Annotated in this window: 14 protein-coding genes and 1 tRNA gene; 8 read left to right on the plus strand and 7 right to left on the minus strand. The window is 70.6% G+C overall.

What is annotated here, in order from left to right:
- Positions 1 to 96 precede the first annotated feature (96 nt).
- Positions 97 to 819: a hypothetical protein gene (locus BCD48_RS09530; protein ID WP_071047980.1), complete on the plus strand. Its 723-nt coding sequence runs from the start codon at positions 97 to 99 to the stop codon at positions 817 to 819.
- A gap of 7 nt (positions 820 to 826) precedes the next feature.
- Here the strand turns inward: BCD48_RS09530 and BCD48_RS09535 are convergent, their stop codons facing one another.
- Positions 827 to 1,552, minus strand: coding sequence for a hypothetical protein (locus BCD48_RS09535; protein WP_071047981.1), 726 nt, complete (start codon positions 1,550 to 1,552; stop codon positions 827 to 829).
- Between the two features lie 515 nt (positions 1,553 to 2,067).
- Here BCD48_RS09535 and BCD48_RS09540 point away from each other — a divergent pair.
- Both BCD48_RS09540 and BCD48_RS09545 read left to right on the plus strand, forming a co-directional pair.
- The gene (locus BCD48_RS09540; protein ID WP_131803875.1) at positions 2,068 to 3,909 is read left to right on the plus strand and encodes a hypothetical protein; all 1,842 of its coding nucleotides are present in this window, start codon (positions 2,068 to 2,070) and stop codon (positions 3,907 to 3,909) included.
- Positions 3,910 to 4,394: 485 nt separating this feature from the next.
- On the plus strand, positions 4,395 to 5,774 hold the full coding sequence (locus BCD48_RS09545) for a site-specific integrase (protein WP_071047983.1): 1,380 nt from the start codon (positions 4,395 to 4,397) through the stop codon (positions 5,772 to 5,774).
- Here BCD48_RS09545 and BCD48_RS09550 read toward each other — a convergent pair whose 3' ends face one another.
- The 3 genes from BCD48_RS09550 to BCD48_RS09560 are packed head-to-tail and all read right to left on the minus strand — an operon-like array spanning position 5,775 to position 8,916.
- Entirely contained in the window at positions 5,775 to 6,764 is a 990-nt protein-coding gene (locus tag BCD48_RS09550) for a tyrosine-type recombinase/integrase (protein WP_071047985.1), read from the minus strand.
- Complete coding sequence (locus BCD48_RS09555; protein ID WP_071047986.1) at positions 6,761 to 7,693, minus strand: tyrosine-type recombinase/integrase; 933 nt, start codon at positions 7,691 to 7,693, stop codon at positions 6,761 to 6,763. Before BCD48_RS09555 ends, BCD48_RS09550 begins: the two co-directional genes overlap by 4 nt.
- Entirely contained in the window at positions 7,690 to 8,916 is a 1,227-nt protein-coding gene (locus tag BCD48_RS09560; protein ID WP_083418389.1) for a site-specific integrase, read from the minus strand. Before BCD48_RS09560 ends, BCD48_RS09555 begins: the two co-directional genes overlap by 4 nt.
- A 156-nt stretch (positions 8,917 to 9,072) precedes the next feature.
- Here BCD48_RS09560 and BCD48_RS45800 point away from each other — a divergent pair, with 156 nt between their 5' ends.
- Positions 9,073 to 9,357 (plus strand): tyrosine-type recombinase/integrase, encoded by a 285-nt coding sequence (locus BCD48_RS45800; protein WP_241841616.1) that lies wholly within the window; start codon positions 9,073 to 9,075, stop codon positions 9,355 to 9,357.
- A 12-nt stretch (positions 9,358 to 9,369) separates the two neighbouring features.
- On the opposite strand, the gene BCD48_RS09570 is transcribed toward BCD48_RS45800, so the two are convergent.
- A tRNA-Lys gene (locus BCD48_RS09570) sits at positions 9,370 to 9,442 on the minus strand.
- Between the two features lie 541 nt (positions 9,443 to 9,983).
- Between BCD48_RS09570 and BCD48_RS56445 the strand changes: the two genes are divergently transcribed.
- The 3 genes from BCD48_RS56445 to BCD48_RS56450 all read left to right on the plus strand — a co-directional run bounded on the left by BCD48_RS56445 (position 9,984) and on the right by BCD48_RS56450 (position 12,196).
- Complete coding sequence (locus BCD48_RS56445) at positions 9,984 to 10,052, plus strand: hypothetical protein (protein ID WP_491677125.1); 69 nt, start codon at positions 9,984 to 9,986, stop codon at positions 10,050 to 10,052.
- A 9-nt stretch (positions 10,053 to 10,061) separates the two neighbouring features.
- Positions 10,062 to 10,775, plus strand: coding sequence for a Clp protease N-terminal domain-containing protein (locus BCD48_RS09580; RefSeq protein ID WP_071047991.1), 714 nt, complete (start codon positions 10,062 to 10,064; stop codon positions 10,773 to 10,775).
- Between the two features lie 104 nt (positions 10,776 to 10,879).
- Positions 10,880 to 12,196: a glycerophosphodiester phosphodiesterase family protein gene (locus BCD48_RS56450; protein ID WP_071047992.1), complete on the plus strand. Its 1,317-nt coding sequence runs from the start codon at positions 10,880 to 10,882 to the stop codon at positions 12,194 to 12,196.
- A 93-nt stretch (positions 12,197 to 12,289) separates the two neighbouring features.
- Here BCD48_RS56450 and BCD48_RS09590 read toward each other — a convergent pair whose 3' ends face one another.
- Positions 12,290 to 13,174 (minus strand): TetR/AcrR family transcriptional regulator C-terminal domain-containing protein, encoded by an 885-nt coding sequence (locus BCD48_RS09590; RefSeq protein WP_071047994.1) that lies wholly within the window; start codon positions 13,172 to 13,174, stop codon positions 12,290 to 12,292.
- A 630-nt stretch (positions 13,175 to 13,804) separates the two neighbouring features.
- On the opposite strand from BCD48_RS09590, the gene BCD48_RS09595 reads away from it, so the two are divergent.
- Positions 13,805 to 15,541, plus strand: a complete 1,737-nt coding sequence (locus tag BCD48_RS09595) for a DHA2 family efflux MFS transporter permease subunit (protein WP_083418393.1) — start codon at positions 13,805 to 13,807, stop codon at positions 15,539 to 15,541.
- 97 nt (positions 15,542 to 15,638) lie between these two features.
- Here BCD48_RS09595 and BCD48_RS09600 read toward each other — a convergent pair whose 3' ends face one another.
- Positions 15,639 to 16,403, minus strand: coding sequence for a 3-hydroxyacyl-CoA dehydrogenase (locus BCD48_RS09600; RefSeq protein WP_071047996.1), 765 nt, complete (start codon positions 16,401 to 16,403; stop codon positions 15,639 to 15,641).
- Positions 16,404 to 16,462 lie beyond the last annotated feature (59 nt).

The raw sequence follows: 16,462 nt of genomic DNA on the forward strand, positions 1-16,462 counted from the left end.
TTGCGAGATGTGGCCATCGGGCACCTCCCACCGGAACGGCCCAGCCAGACACCACAACCGTACGTCCACCTTCCCTAACCTGACCAACCAGCGCTAGTGCAGGCGCTCGTCGGGGAATGCGCCCGCCGTGGCCATGAGACCCGGCCGCGAGACGACGGGCCGAGTTTCGAGCTGGTGATCCGCAGCGAGACGATCGAGGTCACGGTCAACGAGGAGAAGGACAAAGCCGCCCGGATCTCTGATGAGGATCTCGCCCAGTTGAAGTACGACTGGCAACGTGCCAGCCCCACCACAGTGCTCGGCTGGTCAGGCCGCCTCGTCATGACGCTGCCCAGTGAGCGGCGCTGGGCCGACCGGAAACGCTGGACCCTCGACAGCCAGTTGTCGTCGCTGCTCATGACCGCCGAGTCGATCGCCGACGGGCGTATCGCGGCCCGCGCCCACGCCGAACGGGTACGGATCGAACGCCGCGAACGGTGGGAACAGGCGGTCCAGGAGGCACGCGAGGCGTACGTCGTGGAGCTCAACCGCGGTCGGCTCGCCGACCAGCTCCAGGCTCAAGCACATGCTCGGGACCTACGCGCCTACGCCGACGCCATCACCGCCCGGGCTACGACCTTGGACATCGAGGCCGAGCGTAGGGCCGCGCTCGACTGGGCCGGATGGATCCGACAGGAAGCCGACCGCCTCGATCCCCTCCTCGTGGCCGGGCAGCTGAGCTACCTGACGCCGGACGAGGTGCCCCCAGCGAAGCTGGGCCCATTCATGCCCGAGGGCATGTCCGCCTACTCCCCGCTTGACAGCCAGCGCCGCTGGTGAGCTCCTCCTACCGGTTCGATGGGTCGGCGCGGAGCATCTCGACCGTCTGGCCGAGTTCGCGGGCGAGCCGGTCGGCCACCGACTTCTGCCCGGCCGCGCGCAGCGTCTCGATCGCGCGCTCGGCGACGTCGCCGACCCTCTTGATCTCCTTACGCAGCTCCTCAAGCTCGTCCCACCGTGCACTCGCTGTGGCGCCGCACCAGACCCGCAGGAGCTCGCGTTTCGGCCGGTGGTAACTCTCGCTGTCGCTCTCGCGAACCCACTCCGGCTCGAACCAGACCGGCCGGCTGCCGGAGCTGTAGTAGCCGTGGATGGCCCCGTGCTGGTACTCGCGCTCTTCTTTGTCGACCAGAGCCAGAATGCTGCGCGGATCTCGGCGCGCGAGCGCCTGCGCGGCCCGCAGCGCCACCGGCCAGGAGACGACCAATTTGCCGTCATCCTCGAATCCGACCGGGTCGCCGGTGAAATCCTCGGCAGAAAGGCCGGACTTCGCGGCCAACGCGGGCAGGTCGCTGATCTCTAGGTAGAAGTACTTCCAGTGAAGCGACGCGATCTCCTCACCGCTCAGGGTCGTGTCGAACACGTCGTTGGCGGCCCATGTCTCGGCCACGTCGTCGTCGGGCGAGAGCACGTAGAGCGCGTCCCAGGCCGCCTCACGCGTCTCGAAGGCCTCCACCGCATCCCACGGGACCTTCAAACGGGCAGGCGAAACCCAGTCCTCCTTGCCCTCCATGGCAGAATCCTCGAACCGGACCAGGACTCGCGCAGGCCTTTTGGTGCCATGGCGGACCACCCGTACTGGGATAATCCGGTCGACACGGCGGGCCCGGTAGCCCCACATCTCACCAGGTTCCATGGTCGATCATCCCGATTCGTTCGGTCCACAACGTGTTGTAGACCTAATTGTGGACAGAAGACGGCCGCGGACGCCCGTATCTGAGCCCGATCGGGTGGCGGGCAGGATGCATATGCCAGCCGGGACCGCGTTCTCAGTCTCCTCCGTCATCCCTCAGGTCATCGCCGCACCCACCCCAGGGGACATGGTGGCTATTTACGTCTTCGCGATAAACATCGCTACCCCCATCCAGCCACCCAGTCGGTCGGCAGAAGGCCGTCCCGCGATTTGGCCGTGAAGCAGGTCTCGACACAGGAGGCGGTGAGCGGATTCACGTCAAGACCTGTCGACCAGCATCGGCGATGTCCTTCGCGGTGACTGTCGCGGTGACTGGCCAGCGGACCGTCAGGTCCATGACAGAGCATCCAGAAGACTCGGACACGCACACGAGGGCGGAGGTCTGGACCGGCCACGGCCCGCGGATTCCCATCAGCCGGCTGGCGGCGGCCGGCCGCGCCAGGCCGGAGGTACGTGTCCAGGTCCCCGCCGGCTGGTGGCGGCTGGCCCCGTCGACCGGTCTCCACAAGTCCAACCCGGGCTACGTCGCCGAGTTGGCCGTACCCGTCGCCGGCCGCGACAGCCCGCAGGTCATCCACACGGCGCGCACGACCACCCTCAGCCAGCTGGAGGCAGCCCTCGGCTGGCCGATCCCGCTACCCGCCCGCCAGTTCCTGATCCTGGCGTCACTGTCCGCCCGATCAGCGGGCACCGCGCCTCGGACGTCTCCCGGGGCGAACCGGCCCTCGACGGCGGCCGACCCGGCAGAGTCAGCGATCTACCGGCCCTCGCGCGCGAGCACAGTCCAGGCCGGCGGCCTCTCGACGACCTACGGCCGGCTACTGGCCACCGAGACAGTCATCGCCACCTGGAGCTATGGCACCGCCCGCCTCGATCTGCTCTCCGACCCACCACCCACCGGTACGGACGACGACCTGGCCTACTGGCGGATCTACGACGGTGAACGGATCTTCTTCGCCGACGCCGACGTGCCCGGACTGCTGGACCTCACCACCGAGCCCTCCGAAGCGCTCCGCGGCCTTCTCGGCCTGCCCGCAGGTCTGCGCCGCGCCTCCATCCGTTTGACCGCTGGCCAGGCCTGGTTCGTCGACCGCTACGCGAACCTGTTCGACCAGTTCGCCGCCATCCCGGGCCGGCCCTACCCACCTGGCACCCGTGTCCGGGTCGCCCTGCCCGATGGACAGGACGCCGATGGCACCCTCTACGCGTCCGTCCCGCGCCACGGCGGAGGCACGATCTACCGGTGGCGCCCCGACGTCGCCAACCAGCCCGGCCATCCCTGGCAACACCACCCCGCCTGGGCTCTGGAAACCACCGAGCTCCACCTGGCCGACATTCTCGGCACCCACCCGACGATCGACGACCAGCCCGAACTGCCACTCGCGACCGGCGCGGTCATCCGCACCGTCGACGACCCCCGATTCACCGTCGGCACCGTGCTGCGCGCCTTGCAGTACCGCACCGGCTCGCCGATGTACGAGGTCCAACCCCACGACGCCCCGATGCGTCCCGTTCTCCTACCCGCTGATGCGGTCCTTCCGCTCCGATCCAGCGTCTGGCCCTCGCTCGACCGGCTGCTGACCGCCCGCGCCGAGGCAGGCCTGGATCTGATCCCCGGCGAGGTCCTCGCCACCACGACCGAGACCGCACGCGTCACCGACAGCCCTCACAGACTCCGGCTCCACGACGTCCGCCCGAGGCCGCCGGGCCCAGCCGACCCCACTCGAGGGGTCGCACCCGTCACCGTCCCCGACGAGGTTCCCACCTTGCTTGCCGTGCTCTCCGGGCCCGCACCCACCGCGACCTCCCAACTCGTCGGCACGACCCGGCTCGTCCGCGACCCGATCCACGGTGACCTCGCGGTCCACGAAGTCGAATACCAACAGGCGCTCGCGCTCAGCCCCGACCGCCTTGGGAATCTCCTCGCCCGTCGCCCGTGGCTATCTCCCGCCAACCCGCCCCTCGAAACCGTCGCAGCCCTCGCCGCGATGCACACCCCGCTCGACGTCCTGACCGCCTTCGTCCACCTCGGCCAACCATCACCGACCTCGACGACCTCGACCCTCGGCGATCGTGGCATCGAGGATGCCGCCCGACCAGCCGTGTCCTCGCCCGACAACCCGCCAGGGGCAAGCAGCATCGGTGACTCCCCGGTTCCCACCTGCGACGGCCCCTGAGTGACGGCTCTGTTCGCACCAACGGGAGCGGCCAAAACTCGGCCGGATGCTCGTGCATCTACGGGTTGGGAGCCCAAGGCCGCCGTTCGGCGAGATATCACGCTCCAGTGGCCGCAGTGGCGACTTCCTATCGAATCGCGAACAAAGACCCGACGCACCGCGCCAGCGCGGCTACAGCGCCACCTCGCCGCAGTTATTGTCCGGATACCCCGAGAAAGGCGCTAGCGACGGCCCTGAGTCCAGAGGCGACGTAATACACAGCTCCAATACAGGACTCGCGCCCGCAGATGATGCGCCTCCCAGAAGCGGCACGGATCGGCGCATATCATCGCGATCGACAGGCTCCTCACCAGCCGCAACGAGACGCACCAGCGCATCCAGTGCGGCCGCGCACCGCGCGGTCCAGACGAGCCAGTCAATCGCAGTTCCACATTCCTTCTCGAACAGCGGCTACTCCCACACCGGGTGGCTGCGGGAGCGTTCACGTGGAGATTCAGACCGAAAAGCGTTGCGGCTGCCGTGACCCCGAGACCGACAAGCAGCTCGGTAAGCGCTGCCCGAAGCTCAAGGGGCGAAAGCCACACGGCAGGTGGTCGTGGCGCATCGATGTGCCCGACGAACTCATTCCGCTGGTCGGCCGGAAGGTTCTGCGCGGCTCGGGCTTCGCGACCGAGAAGGAGGCCACCCGAGACGCCGAGGGGCAACTGCCGAAGATCCACGCCGGCCGGCAGCACCTCGGCACTTTGAGCACCAGCGACTACCTCGACCAGTGGCTGGAGGGCAAACGGCGGATCCGGCCGAGCACCCACCGGTCCTACAGCAGCCACATCCGGCTCTACCTCAAGCCACTGCTCGGCCAGGTACCGCTCGCCGCACTCGACAAGACCCACATCGACGCCGCCTACCGACGCATCGAAACCGACGGCCAGAGCAAAGCCCGCCCGCCCGGGCCGGCGACCATCGCCCGCGTCCACGCGACCCTGCGAGCCGCCCTCAACGACGCGGTCGACCACCGCCGCATCGACTTCAACCCGGCCGCCGGCGTCGAACTGCCCGAGCACGAGCCACCGGAGATCGAGCCATGGGAGGCCCACGAGATCGGCCGGTTCCTCGACGAGGCCACTGGCGACCGACTCGCCCCGATGTACGAGCTGATGGCACTTACCGGCCTGCGCCGCGGCGAGACCTGCGGCGCCACCTGGGACGGCCTGGACGAGGACAACGGCGTCCTGGTCATCCGCCAGCAGATCGTCGAGTTCGGCGGCAGGTGGGGCGCATGGCCACCCAAGACAAAGTCAGGCAAGCGCAAGGTCGACCTCGGCCCAACCCTGCTAGGCACCCTCGCGCTCCACCGACTCGCCCAGGACACCCACCGCGAGAAGACCGGCACCAGCTGGGACAACGGCACCCTGACCAACCAGCACGGCAAACCCGTCCACCTCACGAACCTGATGTTCACCCAGCCCAACGGCCGCTATCTCGACCCGCAGTACGTCTCCCACCACATGCAGGTCATCGCCCGCCGCGTCGGTCTCTGCTGCGTCGTCTCCCACGACTCCGCCGCCGGATCACTCACCGTCGACGTCGGCCAGCGCCACGAAGCACCCGAGCGGACCTGGACCGTCTACCGCGACCGCGAACCGATCGGCGAAGTCACCGTGACCCGCTCCATGCGACGGCGCGGATGCGGCGCACGGCTCACGATCCACGGCCGGCTCCCCTTCGACCTGCGCAAGGGCGACGAGCTCGGCGAGGACCTGCTGTCCCGCCGCCGGCTGCACGATTGTGCCGACCTTCGCGTTGTGCCGACGCAGGCGCGCGTCCCGATGGTCAGGGGGTCGCGGGCCCGCGTCGTGTCGGTGTAATCAGAGGGCCTCGAGGAAAGCGAGCAGCGGGTCGGGCGGCTGGTAACGGCCGGGCGTGGCGGCGGGTGGGTTGGCCTTGTCGATCGCCTGCTGTTTGAGCGCCATGTCGGCGTGCAGGTAGATGTTCGTCGTGGCGAGCTGCTCGTGTCCCAGCCACAACGCGATGACGGTGATGTCGTTGCCGGCTTCGAGCAGTCGCATGGCGGCGGTGTGCCGCAGCGTGTGCATGGTGACGTGCTTCGTGCGCAGCGACGGGCAGGTCGTGGCGGCGGTGGTGACGGCGCGGGCGAGGCGGCGTTCGATCGCGTCACGGCTGAGGTGTCTGCCGGTGGTGGTCGGGAACAGCGGGTCACCGGGGGCACCTGGCCGTTCGGCGAGCCAGGCCTTGAGCACGGCCTTCGTGACGGGGACGAGCGGGGTGCGGCGTTCCTTGCGTCCTTTGCCGATGGTGTGGACGTTGGCGCCGGTGGTCAGGGTGATGTCCTGGCGGGTCAGTGCGGCGAGCTCGGAGATCCGCAGCCCTGCCTGCATGGCGAGCGCGAACATGGCGTGGTCGCGCCGGCTGGTCCAGGTGCGCTGGTCGCAGGCGGCCAGTAGGGCGTTCGCTTCATGTTCGGTGAGGTAGGTGACGATGGTCCGCTCGGCCTGTTTTGTCGGGATCGCGAGGACCCGCTGGGCGGTCGCGGCATGCTCGGGCTGGGTCAGGGCGATGTAGCCGAACAGCGAGTGGATCGCGGCGAGCCGGTTGTTGCGAGTCGCCGGGCTGTTGCCGCGGTCGCGTTCAAGGTGGGACAGGAACGCCGAGACCATGGGCGCATCGAGGTCGGTGACGGCCAGTTGGCTGGGCGTCGTGGCGCGGCGGGTGGAGGCGAAGGTCAGCAGGAGGCGGAACGTCTGCCGGTAGTTGGCGATCGTGTTCGGGCTGGCGGCGCGCTGCGCGATGAGCCGTTCGGTGAAGAAGCCCTGGAGGGCCGGTGCGAGCGTGGTCACTGTGCCCCTCCTGCGGTGTGGCGCGGTCGGGTGGCGAGCCGCTGGGCGGCGAGTTCCATCAGTTCCGGCGCTGCCGACAGGTACCAGTAGGTGTCGGACGGGGCGACGTGGCCGAGGTAGGTCGACAGCACGGCAATGTTCGCGTCGACACTCAGCCCGGCCCGGGTCCAGCGGATCAGGGTCTGGAGGGCAAAACCATGTCTGAGGTCATGTATGCGCGGATGTGTTGTTTCATCGCGAATGCCGGCCTCGGTGGTGATCCTTCGGAACGCCCTGCCCACGTCGCTGCGGTCGAGCCTGCCGCCGGTGCTCGACAGGAAGAACGTCTCGGCGCGTGGCCGGGGACAGAGCCGGTCGCGTTCGGCCGCGTAGCGGCGCAGCGCCGCGGTGGCAGTCGGGTGCAGCGGCACGAGCCGCTCGCGGTCGTGCTTGGCCAGACGGATCGTGATCAGCCCGGTGTCCAGGTCGAGGTCGTCACGTCGCAGCGTGACCGCTTCGCCGATGCGCATGCCCGAGACCGCGAGCAGTCCAAGCAGGGTGTGCAGGCTCGCGGCCCGCAGCGGCGGGTGCAGCGCCCGAGCCCGCGCCAGCAGGTCGCGGATCTGGTCGTCGGTGAACAGGTAGGGGGTGGCGCGGTGGCGCCGGGCGGGGAACACGCCGGTCGGCGGGATCTCGGTTGCCGGGTCGAGGGTGTGCAGCCAGATCGCGAACCGGTGGACCACGCCCAGGCGCTGGGCCCAGTGCGCCGGTGACGCCCCGGCGGGCAGCTTCGCCCACTCGATCGCGAGGCGGCTGCCGATGGTCGTCGTGCCCGCCACCTGAAGATAGGAGCAGAAGTCGGTAAGCCACCGTTCCTCGCGCTCGAGCCGGTAGCCGAGGGCCCGGCGCAGCCGTAGGTAGTCCTCGACCTGGCCGGCCAGCGCGGTCACCGGTCCGCCTCCGCCCCGGGCCAGGCAAGCGCCAGAGCACGCAGTTGTCCGACGTCGGCGCGGGCGTAGAGAGCGGTGGTTTGCAGAGATCGGTGGCGCAGCACCTGCGCGGTGGCCACCAAGGGAACACCGGCGAGGACCATCTCGCAGGCCACGGTGTGGCGCAGCCGGTGCGGCCCGATCTCGTCGATCCCCGCGCGCCGGCAGGCGCGGCGCACCGTCGAGGCCACGGTGCCCGGCGCGATCGGGGCGTAGGGCGCCCGCGCCGTCAGGAACACCGCCCGGCTGGTGCTCGCTGGCCGGCCGTGCCGCAGGTAGGAGGCGAGTGCCGCGCCGACGTCGGCCGGCAACGGAAGCAGGTCGCACCGGCCGCCCTTGCTCGTCACGGTGATCTGCCCATCCCGCCAGTCGAGGTCGTCGAGTCTCAGGGCGGCCACCTCGCCGGCGCGCAGGCCGAGACGCAGCAAGGTGATCACGATGGCGTGGTCGCGCAGGCCGAGCGGAGCCGACCGGTCGCAGCCCTCCAGCAGCGCCGCAGCCGCGTCCTGGGTGATCCCGCGGGGCAGCAGCGCGCGGCGCCGCCCGGTCATCGCCAGCGCGGCGGCCGACAGATCGACCGGCACCAGCCCCTCGGCGAAGCAGAAACGCAGGAACGACCGCAGGCCGACGAGGTAGAACCGCGTCGCGCTCGCTCCCACCCGGGCGGACTCCGTGAGCACCGCGGCCGTCACCTGCCGCGCGCTGAGCGCCGCGAGGCCGCCCGGGGGCGTGAACGCCTCCAGGAACCGGCGCGCGTGCCCGCCATAACCCTCGATCGTGCCGGCGGCCAGCCCCCGCTCGCTGGCGAGGTATCCCTCGAACGAGGCGACCAGCACATCCGTCGCCGAGGCCGGCCGCGCCGCCGGCCCCGCGGGCGGCGTCACCCCGGTGCGGCGCAGCATCTCCAGCAGGCACATCAGGCCAGGACGGGACCACCCCGCCCTATGCCGCCCGGCGTCCCGCTGGAACGCCAGGAACTGGCCGATGCGCTCCTCGTCGAGGTCGCACGCCTCGAGCGCGCGTTCCTCGAGCCAGCAGCTCAACCGTCCGACCTGCCGTAACTGGTTCACCGCCGTCAGCGGCGTGTAGCCCCGCCCCAGCAACTCGCCCCTGAACTCCTCGGCGTGCGGTACCAGTGACCCCCGCATCAGCACCCGGCTCACCCGACTCCCAGGACCAGCCATCTCCCCTCCCTGAACTCGATGTCAGGACACGGGGAAACTATGATCAAACAACCATCATCGGGGAATCGTTGTGCCGACATAGCACGAGCGAGTCATCACGCTGCCAGCGACATGCTCGACCCCGTCGGCACAACGCGAAGGTCGGCACAATCGTGCTTGCGCCGACGTCGGCGCAACCACGACCTCCGCCACTCGTCGGCGTCGATCCAGCTCGACCAGGGCATCGACCTGACCCTCGTGTCCAAGCGGCTCGGCCACTCGTCCACCACGATCACCGGCACGCTCTACACCCACCTGCTCCGGTCCACCGGACAGCGCGCTGCGGAGACCCTGGAAAGGGCGATCCCACGACGCATACAAGATCACACCCACACGACACCCACAACGATCAACAAAGCAAAAGACCGGCCCGAGGGCCGGTCTGAACCTGCTGGTACGTAACAACTTTACGGGTGCGCCGCCAGGGACTTGAACCCCGAACCCGCGGATTAAGAGTCCGCTGCTCTGCCAATTGAGCTAGCGGCGCATGTTCCTCGGTCTTACTTCTTGCTGCTGGCCTTGCCGTCAGGCGCGCCTCCGCGTCGACGTGGACGACTGTACCAGCTCGCAGGACGGACGGGTGGGCCGGGGCCCTCTCATCGAGCAAGGCCCATCGTCGATCTGCGCCGGTAAGTCCTGCCCATCACCACCTCCACAACCTCGGGCCAACCCAGGCCAATCCGCACCTGACCGTCCGTCAGGCTCGCGGCGTCCCGCCCCCGGCGCCGACCCGCGCTCGACCATGAAGGCGGCCACCGCCGCGGCCTCATAGGGCCGCAGCCCTGGGGCGATCAACACAGACAGCGCGATCGTCAGCATATGTTGACGACGATTTTTCGTCAGCATATGCTGACGAAATGCCAACCGCCGATCTTGACGCTGAGCTCGATGCCGGTCTCGGTGATGCCGTGCGAGCGGTGGACCCCGATACCGGGCTGCGGGCCGTAGCCCGTCTCCGTCGGCTCGTGGAGCAGTTGGAAGCCGAGCAGGTCGCGGCCGCTCGGCGGGCGGGCTGGTCGTGGCGAGAGATCGCTGTCCGGCTCGGCGTCACGAAACAGACCGTGCACCGCAAGTACCACCGGACTGACGAAAGCTGAGGGGGGCCGATGTTCAGCGGCGACCATCCGGAACTGAGCCGAGCGGTGGGCCGGGCCATGGCACTGGCCCGTGGCCTTGGGCATGCCCGCGTGGGCAGCGAGCACCTGCTGCTCGTGCTCGCGACGGGCGACGATGCCGTTTCCGCCGTGCTGGTCAGGCACGGCGCGTCGGCGGCCGTGCTACGGGAAGTCGTCCTGGTGGCCGCGCCCGCCGGGGCTGGAGTGGCAGCTGATCGGGACACCCTGGCCACGCTCGGCGTGGATGTCGACGGTCTGCTTCGCCTTGCGGGGACGGGGGTGCGGTCGCTGGATCGACCGCCCCTACGCGAGCCGCTGCTTCCGTTGGGCGCGGCCGCGGCAAGGCGGCGCTGCGCCCGGATGAGCCCGCCGCTGGGCCTCGACGCGCAGGCAGCCTACGAGGCGTCGCTCCGCCTGGCACTCGCCCGCCGCGAACGCGCGCACCGGCCCGAGCACCTGGCCCTCGCGCTCGGCGCGCTGGACCCCGGTGCCGCGTGGGTGCTCGCGAGTGCGGGCATCGACAGGCACGCCCTTGTCGCCGACCTGGCAGCCACCTTCCCTCCGCCGCGCCGCAACGCCCTGTTCCGCGCCGAACGCCAGCTCGGGCGCCGAACCCGCGGCCATGACCTCATCCGGAGATATGAGCGCACCACGGGACGTACGGCCACGGCGGGCGGCACCGTCGCCGTGCTCATCGACGCCTGACCTTGCCACCGGGCGCCGGCTCACGCGCGGCGGACTCGGCCACCGGGGTCTCACCGCGGAGAATGGTGAGGGCACAGCCGACGACCGCGGAACCACGGAGGACGATGAGCCGCCACCGCTTCCTTGACCACCCCGGGCCGATCCCGTTGGCGCACCGGGGCGGGGCTGGGCCGTGGCCGGAGAACTCATGGCCGGCGTTCGAGAACGCCGTCGCGCTCGGGTACCGCTATCTGGAGACCGACGTCCGCGTGACCCGTGACGGGACGGCCATGGTCCTGCACGACTCGACCCTGGAACGGGTGGCGGACCGGCCCGGCCGGCTCGCCGACCTGCCCCTGGCCGAGGCCAGCCGCGTCCGCCTGCGCCGTCCGTCCATAACGCCCACAACCTCGGAAACGCCGTTCTCGTCGCCGTCGGCGCCCGGCCAGGCCGTTCCCCACCTCTCCTCTGCTTCCCCCTCCGGCGGTTCGGCGGTCGACCGCGCCCAGGCTGGCGGCCCGGCCGGCAACCCGACTGACAACCCGGGCGCCGACCGCATCGGCGGCGCCGAGGTTCGTTCGAAGAGCGCCTGGGCGGGTTCGGACGAAGGGGAACCGATCCCACGGCTGGACGAGTTGCTGGACCGCTGGCCGGAGGTTCGGTTGAACCTCGACGTCAAGGAGCCGGCCGCGCTCGAGCCGATGCTCGCGGCGCTGCGCCGGGCGAACGCACTGGACCGCGTCTGCGTCACCTCGTTCGACGACGCGGTCGCCCGCGAGGCGCGCCGGCTGGCCGGGCCGGGGCTGTGTGTCGGAGCGGGGCTGTCCGCGATCGCCGTCGCCCGCCTGTGCAGCGTCCTCCCCCCATGGCTGAGCCTCGCCAGACGAGGCTGGCGACGGCCCGCGGGCGGCAGCGGCAGCCTTCGCCTGAACGGCGACCGCGGCGACAACGGCGACAACGGCGACAACGGCGACGCCCATGGTCATGGTCATGGTGTGAGCCAGGCAGGACCGCGGGCGAACAGCGTGTTGGACGCCGAGACGCGCGACGATGCCCGGCCCGCGGTCGTGAGATCGGAAGATCTTGCCTGCGCCGCCGCCGGTCAGCGCGGCGACATGTCCAACCGCGATGCATCGAACGGTGACGCGGCCCTGGTGCCGGCCCAGGCCACTGGGGCGGCGAACAGGCAGCCACGGCGGCCTCGCGGTCTGATCGGGCGCGACGTCGTGCAGGTGCCGGTGGCGTTCCGGGCGCTCCCGGTGTGCGACGCACGGTTCGTGCGCTACATGAACACGCTCGGTCTGCCGGTCCACGTCTGGACGGTCAACGACGAGGCGTCGATGTCCATGCTGCTCGAACTCGGCGTCGACGGAATCATCACCGACCGGCCGGAGCTGCTGCGCGACGTTCTGCGCCGCCACAACCTGTGGTCGACCGCCTGACCTGACATCGGCGCACGGGACTCGTCGGTGCCGTCCCGCGCTGGGACGCCCGTTCACCGGGAGGCTGGGACGTCCGTCCACCAGGTGGCGGCGTCACACGCCAGTCGGGTCACCGTCAGCCGGGCGAGCGCCGTCACCGCCGTCACCGTCACCGTCGTCGCCGCCGTTCCGTTCGGTGGCGAGGGAGGCCGCGATGCCGTCGATGAGCCAGGTCAGGCCGTCGGTGAAACGACGGTCGGCGGCGGCGGTCTCGGCCTCGTGGGCGTGGATCACCGAATCGATCCCGAAGTCGGCGATGTGCGGGTACTCGCCGGTCTCGACCAGCCGGCGCAGGTAGCCCTCGGCCGCCCGGAGCCGCGAGACGTGCTCAGCTCCGACGCCGCCGGCCGTCCCCGCGTCGTCGCCCGTCTCGTCGCCATGGGACGTCGGCAGACCGGCCAGCTCGCGGACAACCTGGCCGACCGTGTAGGTGTCCACAGCGACCATGATCGCGATCTTTTGTTCCCTGCCGACGTCCAGCCTGGAGAGGGCGGCGAGCGACTGGTCGAAGTGGCGCAGCGCGTTCGGACCGATCGCGGCGCGCTTCGGGACCACCGACAGCATCCATGGATATCGCCGCGCCGCGGCGCGGGTGTGATGAGCGATCATCCGCAGCGCCTCCCGCCAGTCCGCCGGCAACTGGCCCGGAACCAGGGACGCCCCCGCCGCCTCGTTGACCATTAGGTCGATCAGGTCCTGTTTGCGGGAGAAATGCGAGTACAGGCTCATCGGCCGGGCCCGAAGCGCTCCGGCCACCCGCCGGATGGACACCGCGTCGATGCCCTCGGCGTCCGCGATCGCCATGGCGGCGGCGACGATCGCCTCCCTGGTCAGCGCCGACGACCGTTCGGCGCGCCGGGGACGCAGCCACAGCGCCTCCAGCGCTTCGGGATCGTCAGCGGACGCCGGATCCGAACGGTCCGATCCCGGCGGAGCCACCGGTCCGGTCGGATAGGCCGGGGCATCTGGGGTTGTTGTCCCACGGCGGGGGCGGCCTCGCCAGCCCAGCAGGCCGAAGGCATCCCCCGTGCTCGCGCGTCGCCCTTCCAGGGGGCCGGCGGGCCCCACAGCCCCTGGGTGACCGGAGGGCGTGACGTGCCCGGGGTCGCTGGACCCGGACCCGGACGAGTACGGGCCGCCAGGTGGGCCGGACCCGGTGGCGGCGACGTTCGGCGTGCGGGGCGTGTCCGCGTGGCCTCGCATCGCCCAAGGATACGGAGCTGATTGGACCCTGTCCGGAATCTGAGATCATCAGGCCACCGGCAGGCCGCGCCACGCGTCAGAGGGCGGAACGCGCCGGAAGCCCGCGCTCGATACGCCGTATCGAAGGCGATACACTGTATCGGTCAGCCATGGTCGCCATCCCAAGGCTGGCATCACGACGCGCTCCACGCTCCGCCGCCGCCGGAAACTCGCCACCGCCGTGCCCTGGCCCGGCGCGAACCGCCGGGCCGAAGGCGGGCCGCCGGCGGCGCGCCGACGACACTGGCAACTGGCAACGACGACCACCACCCGTGCGGGGCCCTCCGTCGAAGACCCAGGGCACCCATCGCCCCAACGGAGAGGCCGATGAGCTCGTCATCCCCCGCGGCGCCCCGGACCGCCCGGCAGACCTCCCCGGCCGGCGCCGGCACCAGCGCGAAGGGCGAGAAGCTCGACCCGGCGCTGGTCCGGCTCGCGCTTGTCATCCTGGTCGGCGTCGTCGCCGTGCAGCTGGATGCGACGATCACCTCCGTCGCCATCCAGACCCTCGGCAAAGAGTTCGACGTCGGCGTCTCGACGATCCAGTGGGTCTCCACCGGCTACCTGCTGGCACTGGCGATGGTGATCCCGCTGACCGGCTGGTCGGTCGAGCGGTTCGGCGGCAAGCGGATGTGGATTCTGTCGCTGGGCATGTTCCTGGTCGGCTCGGCGCTGTGCGGCGTCGCCTGGTCGGCGAGCAGCCTGATCGGGTTCCGGGTGCTGCAAGGCCTGGGCGGTGGTCTACTGCTACCGCTGATGCAAACGATCTTGGCGCAGGCAGCCGGCCCGGCTCAGTTGCCGAAGGTGATGGCGGCGGTCTCCCTCCCGGCGGTCGTGACCCCGGTACTCGGTCCGGTCCTCGGCGGCGTGATCGTCGACAACATCAGCTGGCGCTGGATCTTCTTCATCAACATCCCGGTCTGCCTCATCGCGATCTTCCTTGCCCAGCGCGTCCTGCCGGCCACCCGGGCAAGCGAACGCCATCCGCTCGACGTCGTGGGCCTGGCGCTGCTCTCCCCCGGCCTGGCCGTTGCCGTCTACGGCTTCTCGGAGGCTGGCAGCAAGGGCAACTTCGCCAACGCGCATGTGCTGGTCCCGATGCTGATCGGGCTTGCGCTGCTCGCCGCCTTCGCCGTGCACGCGCTGCGCACCAAGGTCGAGCCGATCATCGACCTGCGGCTGTTGCGCAACCCGGCGTTCCTCGGTTCGACGACCCTGATGTTCCTGTTCGGCATGTCGCTGTTCGGCGCGATGTTCCTGACGCCCCTTTTCGAGCAGATTGCCCGCGGTCGGGACGCGACCGGCGCCGGGCTGCTGCTCGCGCCGCAGGGCCTCGGCCTGGGAATCGGGATGATCTTGGTCGCCCCACGGGCGAACAGGATCTCCCCGCGCGTAATGGTGATCTTCGGCCTCGCTCTGACCGTGCTCGGCTCGATCGCCTATACCCAGGCCGGCCGCGGCCCGAGCGAGTGGCTGCTCGGGTTCTCGCTGGCCGTGCGGGGCGTCGGCATGGCCGTGACGATGATCCCGGTGATGACCGCGACCTACCACGGGCTGCGCCACGACCAGATCCCGCGGGCGACCACGGCGTCGCGGATCCTGCAGCAGATCGGCGGCTCGATCGGCACCGCGGTGCTCGCCGTCGTCCTCGCGACCCAGATCCGCGGGCACGCCGGCGCTGGCGCCTCGATCGCGGTGGCGGGTGGCTCGGGGGATGGGCCGATCCCCAGCTGGGTCGCCGACGCGTTCGGGACGACGTTCTGGCTGCCGGTGATCTTCACGGTCGTCTCGGTACCGGCGGCCTTCCTCCTGCCCAGGCGCCTTGCCGGCGCCGAGGCCGCCGTGGCCGGGCCCGCGGCGACGACCGAGCCCGCCGGCGTCGGCGCGGCCGTGTCCGTATCCACGGACGGCGTCGAGATCGTGACAGCCGCGCCCAGCGTGACGGCGGGCGCGACGGAGGCCGTCGCGATCGAGGCGAACGCGAACGGGCAGGAGCCGTCGTCGCCGCCCCCGGCCCCACGGTCGGCCCCCGAGCACGCGTCTCCGACCGCCGTGCCCGACTGAGCGGCGCCGACACCCAGTCCCGCCTTTCGCGGGGGTGAGGGTCGCCGACGCGCCCCTCACCCCCACATCTCGTCATCGGCCCGATGGCGAGAGCCGGCTAGCGCGGGGCCATGCGGATGGCGCCGTCGAGGCGGATGACCTCGCCGTTGAGCATCGGGTTGGCGACGATGTGCTCGACCAGCGCGGCGTACTCGTCCGGGTCGCCGAGCCGGCTGGGATGCGGAGTCTGCCTGCCCAGGGACTCCTGCGCCTCCTTCGGCAGGCTCGCGAGCAGCGGCGTCGCGAACAGGCCGGGCGCGATAGTGACGACGCGGATCAGCTTGTCGGCGAGGTCACGGGCGATCGGCAGCGTCATGCCGGCGATGCCGCCCTTGGATGCCGAGTACGCCGCCTGGCCGATCTGGCCGTCGAACGCCGCGACCGACGCCGTATTGACGATGACGCCCCGCTCGCCACCGGGCAGCGGCTCGGTGCGCGCGATCCGCTCCGCGCCGAGGCGCAGCACGTTGAACGTGCCGATCAGGTTGACGCCGACGACCTTGGCGAACAGGTCCAGCGGGTGGACACCCGCCCGGCCGAGCACCCGGGCCGGCGGGCCGATGCCCGCGCAGTTCACCACCAGGCGCAGCGCTCCCAGCTGTTCGGCCAGGTCCAGGGCCGCGGCGACCGCGCCCTCGTCGGTGACGTCGGCCGCGGCGAACCGGGCTCGCTCGCCGAGTTCCGCGGCGGCCTGCTCACCCGCGCTGGTCGGCAGGTCGAGCAGCACCACGCTCGCCCCGGCCTTGGTCATCCGACGGGCCGTCGCGAGCCCGAGGCCCGAGGCGCCGCCGGTGACGACGGCTACCGCACCCGCTATCTCCACGTGTCCTGCCCCTTCATGTTCATGCTCTCCTGGTGCGTCGCCATCCTGGTTCGCCGTCG

Source organism: Pseudofrankia coriaricola (assembly GCF_001854805.1).
Lineage (GTDB): Bacteria > Actinomycetota > Actinomycetes > Frankiales > Frankiaceae > Pseudofrankia.

Excerpts from the sequence above, each read along its gene's own strand:
- BCD48_RS09535 (WP_071047981.1), bottom strand. The coding sequence starts at position 1,552 with ATGGAGGGCAAGGAGGACTGGGTTTCGCCTGCCCGTTTGAAGGTCCCG.
- BCD48_RS09540 (WP_131803875.1), top strand. The coding sequence starts at position 2,068 with ATGACAGAGCATCCAGAAGACTCGGACACGCACACGAGGGCGGAGGTC.
- BCD48_RS09560 (WP_083418389.1), bottom strand. The coding sequence starts at position 8,916 with ATGGCTGGTCCTGGGAGTCGGGTGAGCCGGGTGCTGATGCGGGGGTCA.
- BCD48_RS09580 (WP_071047991.1), top strand. The coding sequence starts at position 10,062 with ATGTTCAGCGGCGACCATCCGGAACTGAGCCGAGCGGTGGGCCGGGCC.
- BCD48_RS56450 (WP_071047992.1), top strand. The coding sequence starts at position 10,880 with ATGAGCCGCCACCGCTTCCTTGACCACCCCGGGCCGATCCCGTTGGCG.
- BCD48_RS09595 (WP_083418393.1), top strand. The coding sequence starts at position 13,805 with ATGAGCTCGTCATCCCCCGCGGCGCCCCGGACCGCCCGGCAGACCTCC.